General features: G+C 73.8%; 14 protein-coding genes. 4 read left to right on the top strand and 10 right to left on the bottom strand.

All coding sequences use genetic code 11. From position 1 onward, the window contains the following. Window positions 1-3 precede the first annotated feature (3 nt). From O7617_RS32510 to O7617_RS32480, 7 genes are read right to left on the bottom strand one after another with little or no spacing between them, the layout of a single operon-like run. Complete coding sequence (locus tag O7617_RS32510; RefSeq protein WP_282260425.1) at window positions 4-873, bottom strand: 3-hydroxyacyl-CoA dehydrogenase family protein; 870 nt, start codon at window positions 871-873, stop codon at window positions 4-6. Further along, window positions 870-5,825, bottom strand: a complete 4,956-nt coding sequence (locus tag O7617_RS32505; RefSeq protein ID WP_282260423.1) for a condensation domain-containing protein — start codon at window positions 5,823-5,825, stop codon at window positions 870-872. Before O7617_RS32505 ends, O7617_RS32510 begins: the two co-directional genes overlap by 4 nt. Before the next feature lie 16 nt (window positions 5,826-5,841). Then, a complete protein-coding gene (locus O7617_RS32500; protein WP_282260421.1) occupies window positions 5,842-7,644 on the bottom strand; it encodes a non-ribosomal peptide synthetase in 1,803 nt (600 codons plus the stop codon). After that, window positions 7,641-8,684: an HAD-IIIC family phosphatase gene (locus O7617_RS32495; protein ID WP_282260420.1), complete on the bottom strand. Its 1,044-nt coding sequence runs from the start codon at window positions 8,682-8,684 to the stop codon at window positions 7,641-7,643. The genes O7617_RS32500 and O7617_RS32495 overlap by 4 nt, the downstream gene beginning before the upstream one ends. After that, on the bottom strand, window positions 8,681-9,691 hold the full coding sequence (locus tag O7617_RS32490; protein WP_282260419.1) for a hypothetical protein: 1,011 nt from the start codon (window positions 9,689-9,691) through the stop codon (window positions 8,681-8,683). Before O7617_RS32490 ends, O7617_RS32495 begins: the two co-directional genes overlap by 4 nt. Further along, window positions 9,688-10,857 (bottom strand): acyl-CoA dehydrogenase family protein, encoded by a 1,170-nt coding sequence (locus O7617_RS32485; RefSeq protein ID WP_282260418.1) that lies wholly within the window; start codon window positions 10,855-10,857, stop codon window positions 9,688-9,690. Before O7617_RS32485 ends, O7617_RS32490 begins: the two co-directional genes overlap by 4 nt. Window positions 10,858-10,868: 11 nt before the next feature. After that, window positions 10,869-11,150, bottom strand: a complete 282-nt coding sequence (locus O7617_RS32480) for an acyl carrier protein (protein ID WP_282260417.1) — start codon at window positions 11,148-11,150, stop codon at window positions 10,869-10,871. A 116-nt stretch (window positions 11,151-11,266) separates the two neighbouring features. Here O7617_RS32480 and O7617_RS32475 point away from each other — a divergent pair, with 116 nt between their 5' ends. Beyond that, on the top strand, window positions 11,267-12,040 hold the full coding sequence (locus tag O7617_RS32475) for an alpha/beta fold hydrolase (protein ID WP_282260416.1): 774 nt from the start codon (window positions 11,267-11,269) through the stop codon (window positions 12,038-12,040). Window positions 12,041-12,047: 7 nt separating this feature from the next. Here the strand turns inward: O7617_RS32475 and O7617_RS32470 are convergent, their stop codons facing one another. Next, entirely contained in the window at window positions 12,048-12,803 is a 756-nt protein-coding gene (locus O7617_RS32470; RefSeq protein WP_282260415.1) for an SDR family oxidoreductase, read from the bottom strand. Window positions 12,804-13,073: 270 nt separating this feature from the next. Between O7617_RS32470 and O7617_RS32465 the strand changes: the two genes are divergently transcribed. Then, a complete protein-coding gene (locus O7617_RS32465) occupies window positions 13,074-14,303 on the top strand; it encodes a cytochrome P450 (protein ID WP_282260414.1) in 1,230 nt (409 codons plus the stop codon). Continuing rightward, entirely contained in the window at window positions 14,300-14,527 is a 228-nt protein-coding gene (locus tag O7617_RS32460; RefSeq protein WP_282260413.1) for a ferredoxin, read from the top strand. The genes O7617_RS32465 and O7617_RS32460 overlap by 4 nt, the downstream gene beginning before the upstream one ends. 165 nt (window positions 14,528-14,692) lie before the next feature. Here O7617_RS32460 and O7617_RS32455 read toward each other — a convergent pair whose 3' ends face one another. Beyond that, window positions 14,693-16,963 (bottom strand): glycoside hydrolase family 44 protein, encoded by a 2,271-nt coding sequence (locus O7617_RS32455; protein ID WP_282260411.1) that lies wholly within the window; start codon window positions 16,961-16,963, stop codon window positions 14,693-14,695. A gap of 153 nt (window positions 16,964-17,116) precedes the next feature. Here O7617_RS32455 and O7617_RS32450 point away from each other — a divergent pair, with 153 nt between their 5' ends. Beyond that, window positions 17,117-17,509: a nuclear transport factor 2 family protein gene (locus O7617_RS32450; protein WP_282260409.1), complete on the top strand. Its 393-nt coding sequence runs from the start codon at window positions 17,117-17,119 to the stop codon at window positions 17,507-17,509. A gap of 97 nt (window positions 17,510-17,606) precedes the next feature. Here O7617_RS32450 and O7617_RS32445 read toward each other — a convergent pair whose 3' ends face one another. Next, complete coding sequence (locus tag O7617_RS32445) at window positions 17,607-18,854, bottom strand: GAF domain-containing SpoIIE family protein phosphatase (RefSeq protein ID WP_282260408.1); 1,248 nt, start codon at window positions 18,852-18,854, stop codon at window positions 17,607-17,609. Window positions 18,855-18,905: the final 51 nt, after the last annotated feature.

Below are 18,905 nucleotides of genomic sequence, written 5' to 3'. Positions count from 1 at the left end.
CCTCTAGAGGACGCGGGTGTGGGCGTAGTGGTGGAAGCCGCGGCCGGCCTTACGCCCGAGGTGCCCGGCGTCGACCAGCTCGGTCAGCAGCGCGCTCGGCGTGAACCGGTCGTCGCCGGTGTGCTCGCGCAGCACCACCAGCGAGTCGAGGACGGTGTCCAGGCCGATCAGGTCGGCGGTGGCGAGCGGGCCCAGCGGATGGCCGAAGCAGCTGGTGAACACGTCGTCGACGGTCGCGGCGTCGGCCGTGCCCTGCCCGACGACGGTCGCGGCCTCGTTGACGGTCAGCATCAGCACCCGGTTGGTGACGAAGCCCGGCCCGTCGTTGACCACGATCGCGCGCTTGCCCATGCCGTCGAGGAGCGCCCGGGCGCGGTCGAGCGTCTCCGGGCTGGTGTCCGCACCGCGGACCACCTCCACGGCGTCCTTCAGGGGTGCCGGATTCATGAAGTGCATGGCGAGCACCCGGTCGGCGCGGCGGGTGAACGCCGCCAGCCGGGCGACCGGTATCGCGGACGTGCAGGACGCCAGCACCGTCCGGGCCGGGCAGATCGCGTCCAGGGTGGACAGCACCACCCGCTTCACGTCGACCCGCTCGACGACGCACTCCACCACGAAGTCGGCGGCGGCGAGGGCGTCGATCGAGGCGGCCCACCACACCGTCCCGGTCGGCCCGACCGGCGCCGTCGGCCGGGTCAACCGCAGCAGGCGTACGCCCTCACGCAGCCGTTGCGGCCCCCGCTCCCGGGCTGCCGGGTCGGGCTCGACCACCACCACGTCGTGCCCCGCCTGGGCGGCGCACTGGGCCACGCCGACACCCATGGTGCCGGCCCCGACCACACCGATCGTCATCTCCGCTTCCTTCCCGGTCATCCGGTCACCGCCGGCAACCACAGGTCGAGCGCCGCCCGGTCCGGCTCGGCCGCCGCCGCCCGCAACACGCCGACCAGTTCGTCGGCCAGCGCCGCCACGGTGTCCGGGTCGAAGAGCGCGGTGCGGTAGGTCAGGCTCGCGGCCACGCCGTCGCCGTCCGGCCGCACGGTCAGCGCCAGGTCGTACGGGTGCGCCACGGTCGGGGCGTCCACCGGCCCGAACCACAGGTCGAACAGCGGGTGGCGGCCCGGCAGCGGCGGCAGGTCCAGTGCCCGCGCCAGCGCGTCGACCGGTACGCCGAGGTGCCGGCGCGCCCCGGCGAGCGTCGCGTCGACCCGGGCCAGCAGGTCGCCCCAGGCGGGTTCGTCGGAGAGGTCCACGCGGATCGCGGCGGGCTGTGACCCCTGCCCCGCGTCCAGCGCCGCGCCCACCACCACGTCGTCGGTGCCGGCCCGCGCCGCGACCACGGCGAGGTACGCGCCCAGCAGCGCGGTCACCGGGTCGCCCCCGGCCGCCGCCACCACGTCGGCGGGCACGCCGAACCGGTGCGCGGCGGTGGCGGTGTCCCCGCCGGTCGGGCGCGGCCGGTCGGTCGGCAGCTCCACGACCGGCGCGTGGGCGAGCACCTGCCGCCAGTACGCGACGTCGGCACCGGAGCCGGGCTCCTCGACGACCGGCGCAGGTGATCCGGGCCGGGCTGCCGTGACGGCGGCGGCCACCTCCCGCACCGGCCGGTCCGGGTCGGCCGCGAGCGTCCGCAGCAGTGCCAGGAACAGCTCGGCCATCCCCACCACCGTGGAGTGTTCGAAGAGTTGGGTGCTGTACTCCAGGATGCCCACCAGGTCCCGCATCTCGGCGTGCTCGCCGAGCACCAGGCTGAGGTCGAACTTGGCGGTGCCGGGCGGCAGGCCGGGGAACGGGTCCTCCCGGTCGCCGCCGCCGAGCACGTTGCCCCGCCCGATGTCCCGCGAGACCGTCGGCGGCAGGGTCTGGTGGACGTACATCACGTCGAACAGTGGGCTGCGCGACGGGTCGCGCGGCCCGGCGACCGCCTTGACCACCCGGTCGAAGGGCATCTCCTGGTGCTCCAGACCGGTCAGCACCGTCCCGCGCACCTGGCGGACCAGGTCGCGGAAGGTCGGCTCACCGGACAGGTCGGCCCGTAGCGCGATGGTGTTGTTGAAGAAGCCGATCAACTGCCACAGCTCCGGGCGGGTACGACCGATCGTCGGGGTGCCCACCACCACGTCGTCCTGGCCGCTGTAGTGGCCGAGCAGCACGTACAGGCCGGAGAGCACGACGGTGAACAGCGTCGCGGTCTCCGCCCGGCCCAGTTCCCGCAGCGCCTCGGTGACCTGCTCCGGCACGATGAAGCTGTGGTGGTCGCCCGAGTGGTCGCGGCGGGCCGGCCGGGGGTGATCGGTGGGCAGGTCGAGCACCGGCGGGTCGTGCAGCTTCCGCCGCCAGTAGTCCAGCTCCGCGTCCAGTGCCGGGCCGGTCAGCAGCTCACGCTGCCACCGGGCGTAGTCGCGGAACTGGATGGGCAGCGCCGGCAGCTCCTGCCGCTCGCCCCGGGTACGGGCGGCCAGGTGGCCGGCCAGTTCGGCGGAGAGCACGGCCGGGGCCCAGCCGTCGTTCACCGCGTGGTGCATGAGCGTGATGCTCAGGTGGTCGTCGGGGGCGAGCCGGACCAGTACGACCCGGACCAGCGGGTCGGCGGCGATGTCGAAGACGTGTCGCTGCTCGGTGTGCAGGATCTCCCGGGCCGCCGCCTCCGGGTCGGGTGCGTCGGAGACGTCGACCACGGTGAAGAAGTCGCCCAGGGCGGGACGGACCACCAGGCGCGGTCGGCCGTCGTCGGTGACGAAGTTGGAGCGCAGCACCTCGTGGCGTGCCGCGAGATCCTCCCAGGCCAGGCGCAGCGCCTCGGCGTCGAGTGGGCCGCGTACGCGGGCCGGTGCCGGCAGGTTGTAGAGGGTAGTGCCCGGGTCCAGCTGGTGGTGGAACCACATCCGTTCCTGACCGAACGAGACCACCAGGTCGTCGCCGGGCACGATCGGTGGCAACCCGCGTGCCGTCGACCGGGCGACGGGGGCGGCGGCCCCGGGCACTGCGGCCTCGGGCACCTCGGCCCCGGGTCCGGCGACCTCGGGCACTGCGGCCCTGGGCACCACGGCCTCGGGCTCGGCGGGGTCGGGCCCTTGCCGGCCGGGTGTGTCCGGTCCGGGGTCGGCGGGTTCGGGGTCGACCGCGCCGGCGCGTTCGGCGATCACGCTGGCGAGGTCCTGTACCCGGGGGTGGTCGTAGATGTCGATGAGGCCGAGGCCGACGTCGTAGGTCTCGGCGACCCGGTCGATCAGTTGCAGGGCGATCACCGAGTTGCCGCCGAGCGCGAAGTAGTCGGCGTCCGCCGGTACGTCGTCGGCGTGCAGCAGCGCTCGCAGTGCCTCCCGCAGCCACGGCCCGACCGGTGGCCCGGCGGGTTCGCCGATGGTGGCGGGCTCGGCAGGGGAGGCCGGCTCGGCTGCGGTGCTGGTGGTGCCGGTGTGGTGCGCCGCGACGGTGGTGCCGTGCTCGGCGGTCGCCGGCCGCCCGGCGTCCGGCTCGGCGGTGTCCGCCGGGACCGGAGTGACCGGATCCGGGATCGGTGGCGGCTCGGCAGCCGCCGGGACGACCGCCGCCTCGGCCAGGGCTGCGACTGTCGGCGGAGGACCGGCGGCATCGGTCGGCTCGTCGGTCTCGGAACGCGCGTGGTCGAGGTCCGGCTCGGACGCCGCGGTCGGGCCGAGGCGGATGATCTCGCCCAGTGGCAGCGGCCAGCAGCGTTCCCCGCGCAGCGGGGTGCCGGGCAGGTGGATCCGGCGTGCCGGTGGACCGGCCGGCACGTCGGCCAGCGCGGCCCAGTCGAGGTCGACCCCGGCGGAGTAGAGCGCGCCGAGCAGGCGCAGCAGCCCGTCCGAGCCGGGCGGCAACCGCAGCACGTCGCGCGGTCCGCCGGGGGCCGCCGGGTCGGTGAGCGCGTCGCCGAGTTCGCCTCGGAGACCCAGCTCCACGACGACGACCGGGCCGTCGTGGAGCACCTCGGCGACGGCGTGCCGCAGCCGCTGCGGGTCGGCGACGGGGAAGGACTCGCGGTCGGTCAGCTCGACGGTGTCCTCGGGCGTCAGCTCGTCACGCAGCCAACGCACGGCGTAACGGGCCGCGCCGGAGCTGAGCATGCCGTGCACCGGCACCCCGGCGGCCACCATCCTGCGGTGGGCGTCGAGCTGCCAGGCCACCGTGTCGGCGCGGGGTCCGCGCAGCGGCAGGGACGTCGGCAGCGGGGCGACCGTGGCGTCGGCCGGCACCTCGGCGTCCCCGGAGAACAGCAGCACCACCCGTGGTGTGCTGCCCGCGTCCGTCGCGCTCTGCGCTCCCGCGTCCTCCGGGTCGGCGCTGCGGCGCCAGGTCGCCTCGGCGGCCAGGGCGGTCGCGGCCGTCCGGGTGTCGGTGGCCACCACCGCGAGTCGTACCGGGTGGTGGTCACGGCCCGCGCCCAGGGTGGCGGCCACGTCGGCGAGGCGGGCCGACCCGGGCCGCAGGGCGACCGCGACCCGGGTGCAGGTCCGCACCAGGTCGTCGGGGGTACGGGCGGAGATCGGCAGCAGCCGCGCCGCGCCGTCATCGTCGGTGGGTGGCTCGGGTGCCTGCTCGACCACGCAGTGCGCGACGATGCCACCCAGGCTGAAGGAGCTGACCCCGGCCCGGCGCGGCTGCTCACCGCTGCCCGGCCACTGTTCCAGCGCGGTCACCACCCGCACCCCCGCCGCCTCCGGGTCGACGCCGTCGGCGGGGGAGCGGTAGTGCAGGGACGGGTACAGCTCGCCGTGGCGCACGCTCAGGATCGCCCGCACCAGGCCGGCGACACCGGCCGCGTGGTCGAGGTGACCGATGGCGGTCTTCACCGAACCGATGGGCAGCGCCGCTGCGCGCCGGGTACCGGCCCGGCGACCGGCCAGGCCGAGCCCTTCGATCTCCACGGCGTCGCCGAGCCGGGTGCCGGAACCGTGCGCCTCCAGGTAACCCGCCGCGGAGAGGTCCAGACCGGCCGCCCGCCAGGCCCGGCCGATGACGTCGGCGTGGGCGAGGGCGCTCGGCGTACTGATCGTGGCGGACCGGTGTCCGTTGTGGCCGATCGCCGTGCCCCGGATGACGGCGTGCACCGGCAGGCCCTCGGCTCGTGCCCGGGACAGCGTGCTGAGCAGCAGGACAGCGCCGCCCTCGCCGGCCGCGGTGCCGTCGGCGGCGGCGTCGAAGGCCCGGCATCGGGCCTGCGGGGAGATGATGGCCTGGAACGCGCCGCTGTCGTCGGCGGGTGGGTGCAGGGAGCGCACCGCGACCCCACCGGCCAGCGCGAGGTCCGCGTCGCCGGCCCGCAGCTCGCGGCAGGCGTGGTGCACGGCGACGAGCGAGCCGTTGCACCCGGTGTCCACGCCGTAGGTGGGGCCGACCAGGCCGAACAGGTGGGCGACCCGGGACGGCAGCGCGCAGGGCACGGTGCCGAGCATGGCCAGCGTGCCGGTCTCGCCGACCAGCGCGCCGTAGTCGGCGCTCGGCGAGCTGAACACCACGGCCGTCCTGCTGTCCCGCAGGCTCGACGGGGCCAGGCCGGCGTCCTCCACCGCGCCCTGCGTCAGGTGCAGGGCGATCCGGTGCTGCGGGTCGATCAGCTCCGCCTCCCGGCGGGACAGGCCGAAGAATCTATGGTCGAAGAGGTCGATCCGGTCCAGGTAGCCCAGCTCGGCGTGCCGGACGTCGGGTTCGACGTTGGTGGTCCGCATCCGCAGCGCGGGCATCGGCCGTACGCTGTCCCGACCGGCGCGCAGGTTGGCGCGGAACGCGTCGAGGTCGTCGGCCTGCGGAAACCGCACGGCGACGCCGATGACGGCGATGTCCTCTCCCGGCTGACCCATCGTTCTCCCTTCCGGGTCACACTTCGAAGCTGAGCGCGGTGGCGGGTGCCGGTCCGCTGCGGTCGGCGGTGGCTGGGTCCGCCCGTTCGGCGATCACCGCGGCCTGCGCCGCGATCGTCTTGACGTCGAACAGCTCACCCACCCGGATCGCCCGGGACCACCGGCGGTCCAGGCGCTTGTGCAGGTCGACCACCTTGAGTGAGGTGCCGCCGGCGTCGAAGAAGTCGTCGTCCAGGCCGCAGCCCCGGTGCCCCAGCACTTCGGCCCAGATGTCGGCCACCGCGCGTTGCAGCCCGGTCCAGTCGTGGTCGGTCGGCGCGTCCACCCGGTCCTCCTCGCGTGCGGCGCCGAGCCGCGCCAGGGCGTCCCGGTCGAGCTTGCCGTTGACGGTCAGCGGCATCGCGGGCACCACCACGAACCGCGCCGGCACGGCGGCGGACGGCAGCGACTCACGGCACAGCGCCCGCAGCACCACCGGCGACGGGGGCGGGCCGTCGCAGACCAGGTACGCGACGAGCACCGGCTCCGACACCAGCGGGTCGAGCAGCACGGCGGCCCGGCGTACCGCGGGGTGGGCAGTCACCACCTCGGCCACCTCGGCCGGCTCGACCCGGTGCCCGCGTACCTTGACCTGCTCGTCGGCTCGTCCCCGGAACTCCAGGGCGCCGTCGGCGCGGCACGCGGCCAAGTCCCCGGTGCGGTAGAGCCGGGCGCCCGGCGCGGCGGCGAACGGGTCGGCGACGAACCGCTCGGCGGTGCGCGACGGCTGCCCGGCGTAGCCCTGCGCCAGGAACGGGCCGCCGACGTACAGCTCGCCGACCCGACCGGGCGGCTGCTCGCGCAGCGCGGCGTCGAGGACGTGCACCGTCGCCCCGGGCAGCGGGCCGCCGATCGGCACCTCGCCGTGGCGGTGCGTCGGTGCCACCCGTTGGAAGGTGCACGAGATGATCGCCTCGGTCGGCCCGTACTCGTTGACCAGTTCGGTCTCCGGCAGCAGCCGGCGGTGCCGACGCACGAGGGCGGCGTCGCACCGTTCCCCGCCGACGCTCACGTGCCGCAGTGTGGGCGGCAGCAGCGCGGCGTGGTCGAGGAGCAGCCGGTAGTAGGACGGCACACAGATGAGGTGGGTCGTGGCGTGGGTGGCGGCGAGCGCGGCGACGGCACCGGGGTCGGCCATCCGCTCCTCGTCGGGCAGCACCACAGTGCCGCCCCGGCGCAGCGTCCACAGGGTGGCGCCCAGGCTTCCGTCGAAGGACAGGCGCAGGGCGGACAGGAACGTCGGCGGGTCGGCGCCGTAGAGCACACCGCGGCAGCGGATCGCCGCGTCCAGGTGGGCGTGCCCGACGACCACACCCTTCGGCCGGCCGGTCGAGCCGGACGTGTGGATGACGTACGCGGGCAGGTCCAGCGGCAACGTCGGCGGCAGCGGCACCGCCGGCGCGGCCACCAGGTCACGGACGTCGAGGTGGGCCAGGGTGTCCGCGCAGGCCGGGCGGCTGCCGGCGTGCACCAGCACCCGGCAGTCGGTGTCGCGCACCACCGCCGCCAACCGCCCCGCCGGCTGCCCCGGCTCCACCACCGACCACGCGGCGCCCACCCGTGCGGCGGCCAGCATGGCGACCACGGTGGCGGTCGACTGTTCGAGGTGGACGGCCGCCACGGTGCCGGGCAGCACCCCCGCGGCGACCAGGCGCATCGACAGGTGATCGACGGCGTCGGCGAGCGCACCGTAGCTCAGCACCTCGTTCCCCACGACCACCGCCGGCGTCTCCGGGGTCTCGCTCGCGTGGGCGAGGATCTCCACCACCAACGGCGTCATCGGGGCACGCCCGTCCGGTCGTCGACGTGCACGTGGCCGGGCCGGGCCGGGGGCAGCCGGGCCGGGTCGGCGGCGAGCAGCATCCGGTCCGCGTCCCGCCGGACGATCTCGAAGCCGCCGAAGCGCAGCGTCACCAGCATGATCCGGTTGACCGGCGTGGGCACCAGCTCGGCGACCGGGCGGCGGCCGGCGGCGAGCGCGGTACGCACCAGGTGGTCGAGCAGCACCGCCCCGACGCCCCGGGAGACCACCCGACACGACATCAGCAGCAGCTCCAGCACCGACTCGGTGTCGGTGAGCCGGGTGACCGCCAACCCGATCGTGCCGTAGGAGCCGAAGCGGTCGGACAGTTCGGCGACGGTCACCTGGTAGCCGTCGTCGTGGCACAGCGCCCGCAACTCGGCCATGCCGTACGTGATGCCGGTGCTGTTGAGCTGGTGGGTGCGGACGGTCAGCTCGTGGGCGCGGGCCAGGTCGTCCTCGCCGGCGCTGCGGAGGGTCAGCACCAGGTCGAGGCTCGCCAGGAAGTCGGTGTCCGGCTGGTCCCAGTCCTTCTCGGCGGCGGCGCGTCGGTGCTCGGCCTGGTACATCCCCCGGCGCCGCCGCGACTCGTCGGTGACGAACGGCGGCTGGAACTCGGCGCGGGTGGGCAACTCGCCGACCTGCACGGCGTCGTAGCAGCGCACCTGCGGCAGGGTGTGGGCCACCTCGGCCCGCTCCACCGGGTCGTTGTCGACGAACGCGAGGGTGTCCGGGCCGATGCCGAGGGTTCCGGCGATCCGCCGTACCGCCGCCGACTTGTCGCCCCAGCCGACCTCGACGGCGCAGAACATGTCGGCCAGTCCCACCGCGTCGAGGTGGGCGGCGGCGGTGTCGTGGTGGCCGCGGCTGGCGACGGCGTGCAGGATGCCCCGCTCGTCGAGGGTGTGCAGGGTGCGTACCGCCGCCGGGAACGGCGCCGGCGCGTCGCCCTCCAGGACGACGCCGCCCCACAGCGTGTCGTCGAGGTCCCACACCAGGCACTTCACCGTCTGGTTCATCGCCCGCCCGTCCCGCGCACCAGCAGGGCGCTGCTCCAGGCCGCGACCGGGCTGCTGTTCATCACCAGGACGTGGCCTCCCGGTGGTACGTCGGCGGCGGTGTCGTCCAGGTTGGCGAGCACGTCGATCGGGCCGAGGTGGCCGTAGCGGGCCAGGTTGGCCGGGCAGGCGTCGCCGATCTTGACGTCCAGGGCGCCCTGCCAGAACGCGAACGCCCCGCGGGAGAGGTTCTGCATGAGTACCGCGTCCAGGCGGTCCGGGGTGAGGTCCCGGGTCGCGAGGACCTCCCGGTTGAGGTCGCGCAGCCGGTTGCGGCTCTCCATCGCCAGCCGGAACGAGTAGGTCAGCTCGTCGGAGCAGGTCTCCCGCCACCGGTTGGACGGGACGTCCCGGTAGTCGATGTGGAACAGGTCGGCGTAGGTGCCGTCGCTGCGCAGCCGGTGGTCGATCCAGCCCCACCGACCCGTCTCCCGACCGAGCAGCACGGCCGCGCCGGCGTCACCGAGGACGGTCATCGGCGGCCGGTAGCGTTCCGCGGTGGCGGCGACGGCGCCCATGGCCACCAGCACATGCCGCCAGGCCGGCCGCCCCCGCAGCAGCGCCACGCCCACGTCGATCGCGGCGGACACCGACACGCAGCCCAGGTCGCCGACGCTGAGCGTGGCCGCCCGGGTCGCCCCGATGCGGGCCTGCAACCGGGTCGCCTCGGACGCCAGCAGGTACTGCGGCGCGCGGCCCTGTACGAGGATCAGCGCGTCCAGGTCGTCGGCCGCCAGGTCGGCGCGGGCCAGCGCCTGGTGTGCCGCGGCGGCGGCCAGGTCGACCTCGGCCCCCGGTCCCGCCCGGCCGCGGTGGTCGCGCAGGCAGCGGACCTCGTCGATGCCGAGGGACAGTACGTGGTCCCGGCGCGCGGCGGGCAGCGCCGCCACCTCCGGCAGCTCCGCCACCGCCACCGCCTCCGGCGGGTGGTGGACGCTGACCGGGCCGAGCCAGACCGGGGCCGTCACGACAGCACCGCCACGGGTGCCGGTGGGGTCGGCGCCGCGGTGCTGCGGCGCCGGTGGGCGCGGATGGCGTGGTCGGCGAGGTGCAGCTCGCTGACCTCGTCGGAGCCCTCGATGATCCGCATGACGGTGGCGTCGCGGAGGAACCGGCCCACCAGGCTGTCCGGGTCGCAACCGGCTGCGCCGTGCACCTGTACGGCGTCCCGGCTGACCTGTGCGGCGGCGCGGGAGGCGGCGTACTTCGCCAGGACGGTGGCGGCCACGGCGTCCGGGTCGCGGGCGGCGCGCAGCTGCGCCGCGTGCTTGCAGAGCTGTTCGGCGGCGGTGACCGCGACGTGTCCCCGGCCGAGTACGGCGCGGACCAGTTGGTGGTCGGCGAGGCGCACCTCTCCCTGGGTGCGGTCCACGGCGTGCCCGGTGGCGGCCCGTTGGCAGGCCCGCGCCATCCCGACGCAGCCCCACGCCACGGTGTAGCGGCCGTGGTCGAGCGCGGTGCCGGCGACATGGGACAACCCGAACCCGGCGGGTGCGACGAGGTGCGAGCGGGGGACCCGGACACCGTCCAGGTCGAGGTGGGCCACCTGGGCCGCCCGGAGGCCGAGCTGGCCGCGCACGGGCTCCCGGCGCAGGCCCGGCCGGTCGCCCTCGACCAGCACCGCGGCCGGTGCCCCACCGAGGCGTCCGATCACGAGCAGCAGGTCGGCGGTGGCACCGAAGGTCACCCACCGTTTGTGCCCGGTGACCCGCACCGCGTCGCCGACCGGCTCGATGCTGGTGGTCAAGGCGGACAGCTCGGTGCCGGCGCCCTCCTCGGTGGCGGCGAAGCCGGCTACCCGCGCACCGGCGGCCAGTGCCGGCAACCACCGCTCCCGCTGGTCGACCGAGCCCCAGCGGGCGAGTGCGGCGGAGACCATGCCCTGCACGGTGAGCAGCGCCCGCAGCGAGGAGCACACCGCACCGATCCGGGCGGTGGCCTCGCCCAGCGCGGCCGGCGACGCACTCGCGCCGCCGTAACGGTGGGGCAGGTCCCGGGCGAGCAGTCCGGCCGTGCCCGCCGCCGCCACCACGGAGGCGGGCAGCGCGCCCTCCCGGTCCCAGCGGGCGGCATCGGAGCGTACCGTGTCGGCGAAGTCGGTGGCCTCGGCCACGACGGCGGCGTCGGTGTCCATGGCGTCCCCGCTCAGCCGCGACTCGTGGCGGCACGCTTGCCGTCGACGAAGGCGGTGACCGCGTCGACGGTCCGGAAGTTCGCGAAGTCCAGGTCCTCGGGCTCGACCTCGATGCCGAAGGTGTTCTCCACGAAGGCGATGAGCTGGAGCGCGAACAGGGACGTGACGGTGCCGCGGGCGAAGATGTCCTCGTCCGGCTCCGGGGCATCGCCGACCACCTCGGCCAGGAACGCCCGTATCGTGGCGGCCACGTCGGCCGGCGGGGCCGTGGTGGTCGGGATGCTGTCGGTCATGCCCAGAAGTATCGACACGGACATTTGCCGTGGTCCATGGGATCCTTCGGCGACTGCGTTCGGTGTAGCCAGTTGGGCAGCTACCGCCCGTGATCGGCTGTGTGCACCATGGAGGCATGGGTTATGCGCCGGCCGGGGGCCTCGACGTCTACTACGAGGAGCACGGCGAGGGTGACCCGCTCCTGCTGCTGCACGGCGCGCTGGCCACCATCGAGACGTCCTTCGCCACCGTGCTGCCCGAGCTGGCGAAGAGCCGCCGGGTGCTCGCCGTGGAACAGCAGGGGCACGGCCGCACCCGCGCCGCGGACCGCCCGCTGACGCTGGAGTCGATGGCCGACGACACCGCTGCCGTCCTCGACCACCTGGGGACGGGGCCGCTCGACGTGCTCGGCTACGACCTCGGCGCCGGCGTCGCGCTGCACCTCGCGGCGCGCCGACCCGACCTGGTCCGCAGGCTGGTCTTCGTGGGTCATGCCTTCGACCGCGACGGCTTCCACCCGGGCGTGCTCGACGGCGTCGCCCGGCTCACGCCGGCCATGCTGGCGGGGTCACCGTTCGAGCGGGCGTACGCCGCCGTCGCCCCCGACCCGTCGGGGTTCGCGGCGCTGGTCGAGCGGACCACCGCACTGGAGACCGGCATGACCGACCTGACCTCCGACGAGGTCCGCGCCCTGGCCGCGCCCACGCTCGTGGTGGTCGGCGACGCCGACCTGGTGACACCCGAACACGCGGTACGGATGTTCCGGCTGCGCGGCGGCGGCGTACCCGGTGATCTGGTGGGCCTGCCGCCGTCGCAGCTCGCGGTGCTGCCCGGCACCTCGCACGCCGGGCTGCTGGCGCGGCCCGACCTGCTGCTGGGGTTGGTGCTGCCGTTCCTGCAGGCACCTTGAGGGCCGTTCAGCCCAACCCACCGGCGGCGTGGATGTTCTGCCCGGTGACCCAGCGGGCGTCCGGGCCGCAGAGGAACGAGACCACGTCGGCCACGTCGGCCGGCTGACCGAGCCGACCCAGCGGGGTGACCCGCGCGGCGATCTCCACGCTCTGCGCGCTGTTCGTCGCGTGCAGCAGGTCGGTGTCGGTGGCACCCGGCGACACGGTGTTGACGGTGATGCCCCGCGCCGCCAGCTCCCGGGAGGCCACGGCGGACAGTTGCTCCACCGCGCCCTTGCTGGCCGCGTAGGCGGCGATGCCCGGCCCCGGCATGACCGTGTTGATCGTGGACAGGTTGACGACGCGACCGCCGTCGCGCATGTGCCGGGCGGCGTGCCGCAGCGCCAGGAACACCGCGCGGGCGTTGACCGCCATCAGCCTGTCGTACTCCTCCTCGGGCAGGTCGACCAGGAGCGCCGGCGTGTGCTGGGCCGCGGCGTTGTTGACCAGCAGGTCCAGGCCGGCCAGGTGGGTCTCGGCCCGCGCGAGGAGAGCGGTCACCCCGCCCGGCTCGGCGAGGTCGGCGCGTACCCCGTGGGCGACGCCACCGGCGGCCGCGACCGATGTCTCCACCTCGGCGGCGGCCTCGGCGTTGCTGCGCCAGCCGAAGACGACGGTCGCGCCGTCGCGGGCCAGCCGCTGCACCACCGCCCGGCCGATGCCCCGCGAGCCGCCGGTGACCACGGCTGCCTTGCCCTCCAGAACCCGCGTGCCCTCGGCCATGGACCGACGATAGGGCCGTCGGCGGCTGAGGGGCAGGCCCCGTCCGGCCATGCCTGATCGGTCAGGTCCGGCGGACGAAGCGGATGCGGCATCGACGGGCGACGACCGACCTCCATGGCGATCATCGACATCTCTGGCTACGATCCGATGTCGACACATCACTGAGCGTCGATGTGTGTTGTCTGCGAGCGCTCGGACGCTGGCAATCCGGCGCCGCCACGACCGTGCTGCCGGCCTGAGGATCACGCCGTCTCGACGAAGGGAATCCGGATGACGGAGATCGCGCAGACCACCGAGAGCCGAGCCGTTCCGCCCGCGCGGGCGTACCCGTTCAGTGTGCCCGACCGCCTCGTCGTCGATCCGACCTACGGCGAACTGCGCGAGCACGAGCCGATGACCCGGGTGAAGCTCCCCTACGGCGAGGAGGCGTGGCTCGCCACCCGCTACGAGGACGTCCGTGCCGTCCTCGGCGACGTGCGGTTCGGCCGCGCCCCGGCCGTCCAGCGCGACGAGCCCAGGCTCACCGCACGCCAGCAGGACAGCGGCATGCTGACCATGGACCCGCCCGATCACACCCGGCTGCGTCGGTTGGTGGCGAAGGCGTTCACGGCACGGCGGGTGGAGGCGCTGCGCCCCCGAACCCAGGAGATCGCCGACGCGCTGGTCGACGACATGGTCCGGCTCGGTCCACCGGCCGACCTGGTGGAGCACGTCGCCACGCCGCTGCCGATCCAGGTGATCTGCGAGCTGCTCGGGGTCCCGTACGCCGACCGCGACCGCTTCCACATCTGGTCCGAGGCGATCGTCTCGACCACCTCCCTGCCCACGGAGACGATCCAGGAGTACCTGACCAACCTCTGGAGCTACATGGGCGGCCTGGTCGCCGAGCGCCGCCGCGAGCCGGAGATCGACGACCTGCTCGGCGCGCTGGTGCGGGCCCGCGACGAGAATCAGGATCGGCTCAGCGAGACCGAGCTGGTGGAGCTGGCCGGGGGGCTGCTCGCGGCGGGCCACGAGACCACCGTCACCCAGATCCCCAACTTCGTCTACGTCCTGCTGCACAACCCGGACCAGCTCGCCCGGCTGCGGGCCGACCCGTCGCTGGTGCCCGCCGCGGTCGAGGAACTGCTGCGGTACGTTCCGCTCGGTGTCGGCTCCTCCTTCGCCCGGTACGCCAAGGAGGACGTCGAGGTCGGCGGGGTGCTGGTCCGCGCCGGTGAGCCGGTTCTCGGCTCACTGTCGTCGGCGAATCGGGACGGCACGGTCTTCGCTGACCCGGATCGGCTGGATTTCGACCGCGAGCAGAACCCGCACCTGGGCTTCGGGCACGGCGTACACCACTGCGTCGGCGCGCAGCTGGCCCGCATGGAGTTGCAGGTCGCCGTCGCCACCATCGTGACCCGCCTACCCGGATTGCGGCTCGCCGTGCCGGAAGCCGAGCTGCGGTGGAAGCGGGGCATGCTGGTGCGGGGCCTGCTCGGCATGCCGGTTGCCTGGTGAGTGCCGCCTGGCGGATCGGGGTGGACGCGCGCCGCTGCATCGGCACGAGCATCTGCGCCGGCACCGCGCCTGAGCACTTCCGTCTTGTCGACGGCCTGTCCGCGCCGCGGGCCGAGGTGGTCGCGCCGGACGAGGTCGTCATCGACGCCGCCGACTCGTGCCCGGTGGAGGCGATCACCGTCCGCGACGCCGACGACGACCGGCTGATCGCGCCGCAGGAGTAACCCGGATCGATCCCTGGCCCGCGCCCACGGCGCACGTTCGGCAGATCAGCGACGAGGCGGGTCGCACTGCCGCAACCGGACCGCCGATCGAGAGCGAGAGGGGGCCGAGGCGCCACTGCGCCCCGGCCCCTCCGCCAGTGTGGGACGGATCAGGCGTCTCTCAGGTCACCCGCAGCGTTGGCCGTCGAGGGTGAAGACGGTCGGCGCCGGGTTGGTGCCGCTCCACGTGCCGTTGAAGCCGATGCCGGTGGACGCGCCGGGGGCGAGTCTGCCGTTCCAACTCATGCTGTCGGCGGTGACGGTCGTTTCGTTCTGTCTCCAGGTGGCCGACCAGCCCTGGCCGACCGTCTGGCCGGTGGTGGGGAAGTCGAAGGCGAGTTTCCAGCCGTCGATCGCTGTGGTGCCGGTGTTCTTGATCGTCACGGTTGCGGTGAAGCCGCCCGGCCAACTGTTCGCCGTGTAGCCGACAGTGCAGCCGCCGGTCGGCGCGGTGGGCGCGGTCCGCACGCTCAGGCCGGGCGAGGCCGCCGAGACGTTGCCCGCCGCGTCCCGGGCGGTCACCGCGAAGGTGTACGGGGTGTCCGGCGTCAACCCCGTCACGGTGTACGTGGTGCCGGTGGCGGTGCCCACCTTCACGGTGCCGGTGGCGTCGACCCGGTGCACGTCGTACCCGGTGACGGCGGTGTCGTCGGTGGACGGTGCCCAGGTCAGCGCGATGCTGTCGCCGGTGATCGTGCCGGCGGTCGGCCTACCCGGGACTGTCGGTGCCTGGGTGTCGCCAGGCGTGGTGCCGCGCGGCAGCACCAGGTGGGTGATCGAGTTGGCCGGGAAGGTGGTCGTGAGGCCGCCGGCGGTCACCGGCTGGTCGGCCTCCCGGACGACCCCGGCGAGGTTGGCCCCGCTGTAGCGGTAGACCTGGGCGGTGCTGGCGGACGCACCGGTGAGCGCGACCGAACTGGTCAGGTCGTCGCCGGTCTTGTTCACCACGACCACTGTGAGCGCCTTGTCGGCGCTGCGCTCGGCGGCGTACACGGCCAGCCTGCCCTGGTCGGCGCTGGTCGCCTGGACGGAGGTATCGCCGAACGCGCCGCCGGAGCCGTCGTAGTTGCGGTAGACGCGGAAGGCGTTGGCCACCGGCTGGTCGGCCGTCGGCGCGGTCCAGAGGGCGGCCAGGTCGAGCCCCTCACGGCCGAAGATGCCGAGGACGTCCGCCTGGGCGAGCGCGCCGTTGAGCGACCCGAAGCCGCCCCAGTTGTACTCGGTCATCGCGATCTTCGTGCCCGGGTAGTGCTGGTCGACCAGCTCGCGCAGGCGCGGGATGTAGCGGACCGGCTGGTTGATCCAGCTCTCGTCCACGTAGGTCGGGTCCCAGAGCTGGCGGGTCGAGCGCAGCCGCAGCGCCTGGGTGTCGGCGTCGCCGGCCGCCTCGCCGAGCACGCCGGACTGCTGCGGGTAGAGGTGGACGTCGAAGTAGTCGAGGATGCGGGTACCGTGCTGCTGCTCGTACTCGCGCATCCGGTCCAGGTACCACGGGCCGAGGTCCTGGCCGCCGTGCGCGGCCTTGTCCGGCGGGTTCGACCAGCAGCCGGTACGCGAGCAGGTGTCCTGGTCGAGGCCCGAGAAGATGATGGAGTTCAGGCCCCAGCCGACGGGACCGAGAGTCTTCGCGCCCGGGTCGGCGGCCTTGATCGCGGCGGCGTACTCGTAGGTGCGGTCGCGTAGCTCGTCGTAGCCCAGCCCGGTCGGGCGGACGTCGCGGTGGGTGGCGTGCCACAGGTCCGGCTCGTTGTCCAGGTTGTAGAACTGGACCCCGCCGTCGGCGGCGGCGCCGAACCGCCCCTTGAGGTGGTTGACGAAGTCGGTGGCGTACTCCGGGCCGACGGCGACGCTGGTGTCCGTCGGGTCGTTGCCGGTGACCAGCGACCCGTCCGGCTTCTTGCCGTTGCCGCAGTCCGGGGCCCACTGGTCGGTGGACTCCTGCGGGCCGTACTTGGCGACACTGAAACCACACGCCCGCGACCGGTCCTTGGCGATCCAACCGAGCATCGGCATCGTCATGACCGTTGCCGCGCCGGTGGCCTTGTTTTCTTGCACGAACCGGTCGCTCTCCGAGCCGTCCGGGAGATCGTCCGGGTTCGGGTTGTCGTTGGGGATGTTCTCGAAGTACCAGTCCGACGCGCGGTTGGTGGTGTCGGCACGGAAGTTGTAACGGGTGGTGGCGTTGCCCCCGTAGCGGTGCACCGGCAGCCGCAGGTCGCGGGCCAGAGCCTCGTCGGCGAAGTTCATGCCGTAGATGTACGGGCTGATCTGGTGCCGGGCGGCGGTGGTGTCCACGGCCAGCGCCGGGCCGACCGCGGCCAGGGCGGGCTCCGGCAGGACCAGACCGCCGAGGGTCGTGGCGAGCACGACCGGGAGCAGAGCGGTGATGGGACGCACGAGCTTTCCTCTCGATAGATAGAAGCTCGACGATGGGAGCGCTTCCGCAGCGTTGCGCTTTCCCGGCGCGGAGTCAACGCCGTAGCGTTGCCGCTGATACATGCCGGCTGCCTGACCACAGGCCGACGGCGAAAGAGCCCGTACGCTTAGGCGATGATCGACTTTCGCGCGGCGGTTGAGGCACGCGACCTCGATGCCATCGAGGCGACCCTGGCCGACGACGTGGTGTTTCGCAGCCCGGTGGCGTTCAAGCCCTACCCGGGCAAGGCGATCACCGCGGCGATCCTGCGGGGTGTGCTGCGGGTGTTCGAGGACTTCCGGTACGTCCGTGAGCTGAGCGGCGAGGACGGTCGCGATCACGCGCTGGTTTTCCAGGCGCGGATCGGTGACGTCGACGTCGAGGGTTGCGACTTCCTGCACCTGGATGAGAGCGGCCTGATCGACGACTTCACGGTCATGGTTCGGCCGCTGTCCGCCGCGCAGGCCCTGGCCGCCGCGATGGCCGCCCAGTTCGAGCAGATCCAGCGTGAGGCGACCGCCGGCTAGCGAGAGTGAGGCCGGGCGGCTTTGGTGCTACCGCGCCGCCGTACGACTCGGACCCATCGGGGGTGATTCGGCGTACCCAGGTTCGTGCTGCCCGTACTCACTGGCTCGCCCCTGCCGGAAGGGCTTCGTCGGTTGGTGGTCGGCGGCCGATGACCAGCACGGCGATGTCGTCGTTGGGGTGCTCCTCCGCGGTGGAGGCCATGATGCGATCGCACAACGCCTCGGCCGGCTCGGGCCGTACGGCGCTGGCGAGGCGTTCGATGCCGGTGTCGATCAGCTCGCTGCGGCGTTCGATGAGTCCGTCGGTGTAGAAGACGAGCACCGCGCCGGGCGGCAGGTCGAGAACCGTGGTGTGGCGATCGGTCACCGGGCGGCCCACACCGAGTGGCCGGTCCACCGTCAGGTCGACGGCTCGGGCGGGCTGGTCGGGGGCAGCCAGCAGCGGGGGCAGATGCCCCGCGCAGGAGAGGTGGACCGTCGTGCGGTCGGGTGCGATGAGGGCGTAGACGGCGGTGGTCAGGGTGCCGGCCTCGAAATGGTGGATCTTGCGGTCGAGGGAGGTCAGCGCCTCGGCGGGGTCGTCGGCGTCGAGTGCGTAGGCGCGGAGCGCGCTGCGGATGCGCCCCATGATGACGGCGGATGGCAACCCGTGGCCGGAGACGTCGCCGATGACGGCGCCCAGCCAGCCCGAGGGCAGTGTGAACACGTCGTACCAGTCGCCGCCGATGCCCAGGTCGTGGCCGGGTACGTACCGGGCGGCCAGGTCCAGACCAGGAATGTCGGGCAGCCGGGCGGGCAGGAGGCTCCGTTGCAGGGCCAGCGCTGCCTGCCGGTCGAGGACCCGTGCTCGGGCCTGACCCGCCGAGCTGGCGCGGTCGGCGACGAGTTGCAACAGCCGTACGTCGTCGGGGCCGAATCGCCGCAGGGTCAACGAGCCGACGTGCAACACGCCGACGAGGTTTCCGTTGGAGAGCATGGGCACGCCCAGCAGGGCGCGTACACCCTTGGCGAGCAGGATGGGATTGACCACGTCGTCGGGGGTGACGTCGTAGATCGTGACCGGCGCACGTGTCGCCGCCACCCGGCCGGCGAAACCGCGCCCGACCCGGACGCGGAAGCCCCGGCGCACCTCCTCCTCCAAACCCTTCGCCGCCGTCGCGACGAGCTCGCCGGTGTGGCCTTCCAGCAGCAGGATGGTGGCGGTATCGACGGTGAGCAGGTCCCGGACCCGTTCGAGAAGCTCGTCGAGCAACTCGGCGATGTCCAGCCCCGACAACGCCGCGTCGGTGATCGCCTCGATACGACGAAGCCGCTCCTCAGTCGTCACCATCTCGGCACCGGTCACTCAGGCAGCCTAGACGCGGACACCCCGCCGACGCCGCGCCCGCATCCAGAT

The sequence above is a fragment of the Micromonospora sp. WMMD1155 genome (genome assembly GCF_029581275.1).
GTDB lineage: Bacteria > Actinomycetota > Actinomycetes > Mycobacteriales > Micromonosporaceae > Micromonospora.
This window is presented reverse-complemented; position numbering and strand designations above follow the sequence as displayed.

Excerpts from the sequence above, each read along its gene's own strand:
- O7617_RS32485 (WP_282260418.1), bottom strand. The coding sequence starts at position 10,857 with ATGGACACCGACGCCGCCGTCGTGGCCGAGGCCACCGACTTCGCCGAC.
- O7617_RS32480 (WP_282260417.1), bottom strand. The coding sequence starts at position 11,150 with ATGACCGACAGCATCCCGACCACCACGGCCCCGCCGGCCGACGTGGCC.
- O7617_RS32475 (WP_282260416.1), top strand. The coding sequence starts at position 11,267 with ATGGGTTATGCGCCGGCCGGGGGCCTCGACGTCTACTACGAGGAGCAC.
- O7617_RS32470 (WP_282260415.1), bottom strand. The coding sequence starts at position 12,803 with ATGGCCGAGGGCACGCGGGTTCTGGAGGGCAAGGCAGCCGTGGTCACC.
- O7617_RS32510 (WP_282260425.1), bottom strand. The coding sequence starts at position 873 with ATGACCGGGAAGGAAGCGGAGATGACGATCGGTGTGGTCGGGGCCGGC.
- O7617_RS32500 (WP_282260421.1), bottom strand. The coding sequence starts at position 7,644 with ATGACGCCGTTGGTGGTGGAGATCCTCGCCCACGCGAGCGAGACCCCG.
- O7617_RS32495 (WP_282260420.1), bottom strand. The coding sequence starts at position 8,684 with ATGAACCAGACGGTGAAGTGCCTGGTGTGGGACCTCGACGACACGCTG.
- O7617_RS32505 (WP_282260423.1), bottom strand. The coding sequence starts at position 5,825 with ATGGGTCAGCCGGGAGAGGACATCGCCGTCATCGGCGTCGCCGTGCGG.
- O7617_RS32450 (WP_282260409.1), top strand. The coding sequence starts at position 17,117 with ATGATCGACTTTCGCGCGGCGGTTGAGGCACGCGACCTCGATGCCATC.
- O7617_RS32465 (WP_282260414.1), top strand. The coding sequence starts at position 13,074 with ATGACGGAGATCGCGCAGACCACCGAGAGCCGAGCCGTTCCGCCCGCG.